Source organism: Bradyrhizobium sp., from assembly GCF_019242285.1.
In the GTDB taxonomy this organism is placed as follows: Bacteria; Pseudomonadota; Alphaproteobacteria; order Rhizobiales; family Xanthobacteraceae; genus Bradyrhizobium.
In genome coordinates, this window is record NZ_JAFAVV010000519.1 from 1 (window position 1) to 4,182 (window position 4,182).

The 4,182-nt window shown below is 65.2% G+C and carries 4 protein-coding genes and 1 pseudogene; 1 reads left to right on the top strand and 4 read right to left on the bottom strand.

The genetic code is table 11. The annotated features are described in order from the left end of the window. From JOY90_RS20595 to JOY90_RS20610, 4 genes are all read right to left on the bottom strand, one after another. The coding region (locus JOY90_RS20595; RefSeq protein ID WP_291692946.1) for a sugar ABC transporter substrate-binding protein at window positions 1-608 on the bottom strand (608 nt) is incomplete at its 3' end. Window positions 609-642: 34 nt separating this feature from the next. Next, complete coding sequence (locus JOY90_RS20600) at window positions 643-1,614, bottom strand: ABC transporter permease (protein ID WP_291692947.1); 972 nt, start codon at window positions 1,612-1,614, stop codon at window positions 643-645. 39 nt (window positions 1,615-1,653) lie between these two features. Continuing rightward, window positions 1,654-1,965: a hypothetical protein gene (locus tag JOY90_RS20605; protein ID WP_291692948.1), complete on the bottom strand. Its 312-nt coding sequence runs from the start codon at window positions 1,963-1,965 to the stop codon at window positions 1,654-1,656. A gap of 129 nt (window positions 1,966-2,094) precedes the next feature. After that, window positions 2,095-2,991: a DMT family transporter gene (locus JOY90_RS20610; protein ID WP_291692949.1), complete on the bottom strand. Its 897-nt coding sequence runs from the start codon at window positions 2,989-2,991 to the stop codon at window positions 2,095-2,097. Window positions 2,992-3,717: 726 nt separating this feature from the next. On the opposite strand from JOY90_RS20610, the pseudogene JOY90_RS20615 reads away from it, so the two are divergent. Beyond that, window positions 3,718-4,182: pseudogene (locus JOY90_RS20615) on the top strand (vitamin B12-dependent ribonucleotide reductase); the annotation flags it as partial.

Here is a 4,182-nt window from a genome sequence, read left to right on the forward strand (position 1 = left end):
GCCTGGCTCGACACCACCTTGATCTCGGGATGCTTGGCCAGCACGTTCTCGACGCCCTTGAGCGTGTAGGCGCTCGCCGCGGCCGACAGCGCTCCCTGGATGATGGCGATCTTGTTAGACTTGCCCTGGCACGCCTTGAGCACGGCCTCGGTGTCCTTCTCGCCGATCTCGATCCAGTTGGCGCCGACGAAACCCGATGAACGATAAGCGGAGCCCATGTTGATTTGGATGACGTAGATGCCCTCGTTCTCGGCGCGTTGCAAAAGCTTGGCGTAGGTCTGCACGTCGGGGTTATGGATCACCATCACCGCCGGCTTCTCGGAGATCAGCGAGGTCACCGCCTGTGCGCCGGCATTGGTGTTCCAGTTGGGATCGCGGATCTCGAACTTCACGCCATAGGGCTCGAGCTCCTTCTTCAGCCCGGCATACCAGCCTTCGGTGAGGTCGAAGTTCATCGCAACCGGCACATAGGCGACGACCTTGCCGGTGAGCGCCTCGCGGAAGGATTTCTGGAACGGCTCCTCCAGCCCCTGCTGCGCCAGCGCTGGAGCGGCGAACGCCGTGAGCCCGATCGCGGCCAGCGCCTTCAAAACAGATTTCTGTATCATGCTTCCTCCTTTGAACGTTTTGATTTGGATCTAGTCAGATATCGCCCTGCTGCGCCGTCTCCTCGTTGCGCGGGTTGAGCAGCGTGTCCAACATGACCGCGAGCAGCAGCACGACGCCCTTGATCAGGTTCTGGCCGGCATAGGGCAGGTCCATGATGGTCATGCCGTTCAGCATGGTCCCGATCAGCAGCGTGCCGATGATGACGTTGACGACGCCGCCGCGGCCGCCGGACAGCCCGATGCCGCCGAGCACGACGACCAGGATGACGTCGTAGATCAAGGTCGAGTTGAAGATGCGGGTCGGCATCGAACTGACCGAGGCGGCCAGCACGAGGCCCGCGAAACAGCCGATCAGCGCGGCGAGCACATATTGCAGCACGATGATGGGCCGCGAGGGAATGCCGGTGACCCGCGCCGCATAGGGATTGTCGCCGACGGCGTAGATGTAGGCGCCCCAGCGGGTCCAGCGCAGCAGCAGGAACACGACGATGCCGGCGAGCGCGAACATCACGATCGAGGTGGGGATGCCCAGAAAAGTGCCCTGCCCCAGCCGCTCGAAGCCTGCCATGCCCGCGCTCCACTGCACGACATCGAGCTGGAACAGCGCGGCCTGGCCGAGCCCCGCCACGAACAGGCCGGTCGCGAGCGTCGCGAACAGCGAGGGCACGTCCGCATACGCAATCAGCCAGCCGTTGACGAGGCCGATCGCGATCGACAGCAGGCCGGCCGCCACCAGCGACGCCGGCAGCGAATGGCCGTCCTGGACCATTTGCAGCACGAGGCCGGGCGGCACGGCCAGCGTCGCGATCAGCGAGAGATCGATGCCGCGGCCGATCACGACGATCGCCATGCCGAGGCCGAGGATGCCGAGCACCGCCACGTTCTGCAGCAGCGTGAGCATGTTGTCGGCCGTGAGAAAGCCGCGCAGCAGCACCGAGAACGAAAGGAACATCACCGTGAACACGGCGAACACGATCTCCTGCTGGCTCAGTCTGAAGCGCTTCATCCCCGTCCCGTGATTTTGGTCTGGTTGTCGGCCGGCATATTAGGAAGAACGGCGCGCGATCGGGTAGCTCCGCGGCGGCAGCGGCGGGCGGTCGGCAAGCGCCTGTGTCCGTGCTGCATCATCGGACCGGACGGAAATCCAGGCCACGGTCTCGAGCCTGTCGTCCTTCTCGCGGCGAATGTCGGCGGTGGTCGCCGCGCCAAAGCCGGCCGTCGCTTCCGGATCGGCACATGCGAAACCTTCCCTCCCGATGTTCTTGACCGGATGCGCCGCGCCGCCCGGGGGGCCGCTTGCCCCGAAGCGCAAAGTGTTCCGCTTCGGCGCGCAAACGCTCTTGCGTGCAGGCGTCACCAGTCTCGAATCCCATCGACGCATTGTGCATCGCACAACGCGCGACCTCGCCCGATCTCGCGGGAGGGCATGACCACCAAGGGGAGCTGCGCGCCGTCGGTTCCGACGTCGCTATCGGCAGCTAGAGGCTCAGGTCCGCGTCGAAAGTGCGACGCCCACGAGCGTGAAGCTGAGCGCGACGATCTGGCCGACACCCAGCGGCTCCTGCAACGCGATCGCCGAGGTGACCACGCCGATCACGGGCACCGCCAGTGTGCCGATCGCCGCGATCGAGGCCGGCAGCCGCGTCAGCGCCGCAAAATACGCGACATAGGCAAGGCATTGTCCCGCCGCGGAATAGACCAGAAGCCACCAGGCCAGCGGCGTCAGCCGCTCGAAATGCGAGGTCTCGATCAGAAGCCCGGCGATCGTGACCGGCAGGCAGCCGAGCCCGATCTGCCAGGCCGTCCCGACCAGCGGCGGCAGCGCGACCGGATATTTCTTCATCAGCACGGTGCCAAGCGCAAAGCCGACGGAGCCCGCGAGCGCCAGCGCGAAGCCCGGCCATTTCGATTCGGTCGGCGAGAAGCCGCTGCCGCCCATGATGACGGCGATCCCGGCCAGCGCCATCACCAGCGCCACGATGCGGAGCGGCGTCGGCCGCTCGCCGAGCACGGGCCAGGCGATCAGCGAAGCCCAGACCGCCATGGTGTAGGCGATCATCGAGGTCTCGCTCGCCGGCAGCCAGAGCAGCGCAAGCCCCATCAGCACGGTCCAGCAGCCGACATTGAGCACCGCGGCGAGGATCAGGCGCGGCCAGAGCTTGCGCGGGACCGCGAGGCTGTCGCCCCGCATGACCGCAAGCAGCGCGATCAGCGCGGCGCCGATCACGCCAACGCCGCCTCGCAGGGTGAAGGGCGGCAACAGCCCGAGGAGATATTTGGAGACCGGCCAGTTCGAGCCCCAGCCGATGGCGGTGATCGAGAGATACAGCAATCCAACGGGTGCGGCGGACGCCCGTGACTTTGATGGCAGCAATTCAGTCATGCACTCACGCAACGAGAGGAGTCGTTTCCCACCATGACGCGGATGCTGACGGAATGCCACACGCTTGGCGAGCAAAACGGCAGGATTCATACGTGAGCGTGACCGCGGCCTCCAGCATGGCTGTGAACAACGGGGGAAGCGTGGCGGCCGCCATGCGCCAAAATTTTTTCCCTTGGGAATCCCTGAGGACTCACTGATACTTGCCATCCTCACAGGCGCGGCATGGCCCCTGTTATCCCCCGCTTTCCACCATATTTAGTATTTGATTCAGGAAGCCGTACTACGTCTTGACGGGCGCGACGGAGTCGTCCTAGCTTTCGACCCGTTCGGCGCGCGTGTGTCTTGGGTCCCGCCGGTCGCTCCCAGCAGGGTTCCGGACTGACGCGCCGCCGGCCGGTCGAGGCAGCGGCCCAACGGCATGTCTGCCTCCCCGTCAGGGGCCGGGCACGGAATTGAAGGACCGGAACAGGTCCGAAGCGGAGCGGTGGGGCGTTGAACGCATGACCTGGAGGACCCCGCGAGGGTTCCATCGGGGCATGCCGGAGTGCGAATCGGTTCTGCGATCGATCCGCATTCCGAAGAGAACTGGGCCGGTTCCACCGGCTTCACTTGCGAGCCATCATGCCGCGGCGCAAGCCGTCGGCGGGAGGGGTCGCGCAACGGAACTGACAGCCGGGTTGCCTGGGGATGCCAGTGGGCCCGGTCAAGAAAATTGGGGCACGACCAATGCGAATCGAACGCCGCAACACCATTCAAGGCCAGTCACCCTACGCCGCCATCGATTTCAGACTGACGACATCCGAGATCCGCAACCCCGACGGGTCCGTGGTTTTCCATCTCGACAATGTCGAGGTGCCCGCGTTCTGGTCGCAGGTCGCCTCCGACGTGCTGGCGCAGAAATATTTCCGGAAAGCCGGCGTCGCCGCGCTGCTGAAGAAGGTCGAGGAAGAGACCGTGCCGTCCTGGCTGTGGCGCTCGGTGCCGGACACCGAGGCGCTTGGCCACTTGCCCGAGAACGAGCGCTTCTCTTCCGAGCTGTCGGCCAGGCAGGTGTTCGATCGCCTCGCCGGCTGCTGGACCTATTGGGGCTGGAAGGGCAAATACTTTTCGAGCGAAGAGGACGCCCGCGCCTTCTATGACGAGCTGCGCTTCATGCTCGCCCGGCAGATGGTGGCGCCGAATTCGCCGCAA

Bases quoted from the DNA above. Each gene is read 5' to 3' on its own strand.
- JOY90_RS20600 (WP_291692947.1), bottom strand. From the start codon at position 1,614: ATGAAGCGCTTCAGACTGAGCCAGCAGGAGATCGTGTTCGCCGTGTTC.
- JOY90_RS20610 (WP_291692949.1), bottom strand. From the start codon at position 2,991: ATGACTGAATTGCTGCCATCAAAGTCACGGGCGTCCGCCGCACCCGTT.